Source organism: Enterovibrio nigricans DSM 22720, assembly GCF_900167155.1.
GTDB lineage: Bacteria > Pseudomonadota > Gammaproteobacteria > Enterobacterales > Vibrionaceae > Enterovibrio > Enterovibrio nigricans.
Genome location: NZ_FUXU01000190.1, coordinates 1 through 2,332 on the forward strand (window position 1 = coordinate 1; position 2,332 = coordinate 2,332).

General features: G+C 47.0%; 3 protein-coding genes and 1 pseudogene. 2 read left to right on the forward strand and 2 right to left on the reverse strand.

Going from position 1 to position 2,332, the window contains the following annotated elements:
- Nucleotides 1-93 precede the first annotated feature (93 nt).
- A pseudogene (locus B5D35_RS23425) lies at nt 94-564 on the forward strand (Tn3 family transposase); the annotation flags it as partial.
- 107 nt (nt 565-671) lie between these two features.
- On the opposite strand, the gene B5D35_RS24470 reads toward B5D35_RS23425, so the two are convergent.
- Both B5D35_RS24470 and B5D35_RS23430 read right to left on the reverse strand, forming a co-directional pair.
- Complete coding sequence (locus B5D35_RS24470; RefSeq protein ID WP_170915264.1) at nt 672-848, reverse strand: hypothetical protein; 177 nt, start codon at nt 846-848, stop codon at nt 672-674.
- Between the two features lie 284 nt (nt 849-1,132).
- Nucleotides 1,133-1,816: an NYN domain-containing protein gene (locus tag B5D35_RS23430; protein WP_198557156.1), complete on the reverse strand. Its 684-nt coding sequence runs from the start codon at nt 1,814-1,816 to the stop codon at nt 1,133-1,135.
- A gap of 260 nt (nt 1,817-2,076) precedes the next feature.
- On the opposite strand from B5D35_RS23430, the gene B5D35_RS25175 reads away from it, so the two are divergent.
- Nucleotides 2,077-2,332: recombinase family protein (locus tag B5D35_RS25175; protein ID WP_244556732.1), on the forward strand; the 256-nt coding region annotated here is incomplete at its 3' end.

Genomic DNA, 2,332 nt, shown 5'->3' on the forward strand with positions numbered 1-2,332 from the left:
CATGAATCGACTCTTTAATGTCGAGGTAATTTACACGTAATTTCAGGAAGCGGCGGGGTGAAATCCGCCCGATTGAATTTTTTGCAACAACCCCGGCTATCAGCTTCGATAGGAAAAGGAGTAGTAACAGCCTCCCTTATGCTGAGAAAACTCGGCAGTTACCCGCGTCAGAATGGACTTGCGCTGGCACTCCGGGAGCTGGGACGTATAGAACGAACGCTTTTCACTCTGGAGTGGATGATGGATATTGATCTTCGACGCCGAGTCCAAGCCGGATTGAATAAGGGCGAGGCTAAGAATGCACTTTCCCGTGCTGTATTCTTCAACAGACTAGGAGAACTGAGAGACAGAAGCTTCGAGAATCAGCGTTACCGCGCAAGTGGGCTCAATTTGGTTGTCGCTGCAATCATTCTATGGAACACAGAATACACAAGTCAGGCAATCGAAACGCTGTGGAGGCGTGGAGAAAAAATTAATGATGAACTGCTTAGTCACCTCTCTCCATTGGGCTGGGAACACATCAATTTAACGGGAGACTACATTTGGCCCAACCAGATCCCATAACTTTATAAATCAAAGCATTAAGCTCTTAGCGTACAATATTTTCCGAATCGTCGTGTGACCCCAGTTGGCCAAGAATGGTTTTCGCGATGGTGCGGTAATATTCTGAATCAGTCATTTTCTTGCCCCCAAGCTTCTGCCGTATCCATAAAACATTCCAGATCTTCGACCGTGCGAATGGCCCAGCCATGCTGATTGAGCGCCACATTCAGCGCCCACACCACTTGCTGAACATTCGGATTAATCGCCCGTAACTGTTCGTGAAGACGGAAAAGCCCTTCATCCATGACTTCTGCCTGGGACGGCAACAGCCCCCTCATCGTTGTGGAGCCTGAGTGATGCAACGGAGATACGTTGCTCGCCGGCTGCGCCTTAGCAGCACTTAGGCGCAGACGGTGAAAGCTTTTGATCTTGCTTTGACTAGCCCTGATCGTGACCCGAATGGGCCAAGACGTTGCGAAGCGCAGTTAGGCTTGGTTGAACCGGCGATACAAGGGAGGAACGACCGCCGGATAGACGTGTGAAATAGAGCATGGTTGCCCGGAGGGCACTTTCTGTTTTTCTTGTACTATTAAGCTGTTTCAGCGTGCTTTTCAGAAAACCACTTAATATGCGTCCGAAGCTGGTCTATATGCTCAGCGAGGTCATCTCTGATTGAAGCGTTCATTGCATCCAACACAAAGTGCGCTCCTTCAGTCCTTGCAAGTTTTGCCGCAGGAACAAAGTCGCTGTCGCCCGATATTAGAACAATTTTCTGAACCTGATCTTTAAGAACCAAGGTTGCTATATCAAGACCAATTTTCATATCAACGCCCTTCTGACCTGCATGGTAGGTAATTTGGTCAGGGGATATTTCAGATGCTGAAATCGACCCTTTTATAAGTTTTTTATGCAAATCATTACTTCTTACAACCCAGCGAGCATTGCCCTCATCAAGAAAGCCCATCCGACGAGCGACAAACGGAAACTTTATTAGGTTTTGATGGAGTTCGCTGCGAAACTTAGCGATGGGTGTTGAGCCTAGATCAACAAATTCGCCACTGGTTGGATGATGAATTTTTTTAGTTAAAGGAGGGCAGTCATAAAAATAGATTCGATGCAGCTCCTCGTGCTGCTTTTTGTCTACATGACAAACCCAATAGCGCCACATTAACTTTGCCATTGTACCGCTATCCATAGAGCGTTCCGGATCAATTGCTCTAGTGAAAGTTCTCAGAAAGAAATCACCATCAACTAAAACTGCAACTTTTTTCACATCACCACCATAAGGCAAAAAAAAACCCCAGATTCAGCTATGCCAATATTGGGAGGCACGCATTAATCAGGGGCGTCATTGGTGTATATTATCTGTATACACTGCTTAGTTGTCAACTATGCTACATTCATTCTTTATGAGTATACCCCAACGCGACCACCCTACCCTGATACAAAAACTGGCAATGTGACCACTTAAATGCGACACTCCCTATTGCGACCACCTAAATGCGACGATGGGCACTTTCAGGGAGACAAACCATGTTTATTCGCGCTTACCTCCGCGCCTCCACCGATGAACAAAACGCAGATCGAGCCAAAACCACGCTTGAGCAGTTCATCAGTGAACATGGCCAACGCATTGCCAGTTACTACACCGAAAACATCAGCGGCACTCAACTGGAACGGCCTGAGCTAAATCGGCGGGGTTGTTGCAAAAAATCCGTAGTGATCCAAAATCGTCTCATTTCTCCCTGGCGGATAACGGATAGATGGCCAACAACGAATTCAAATGGAA

Coding starts and splice junctions, on each gene's coding strand:
- B5D35_RS24470 (WP_170915264.1), bottom strand. CDS start 848: ATGGATGAAGGGCTTTTCCGTCTTCACGAACAGTTACGGGCGATTAAT.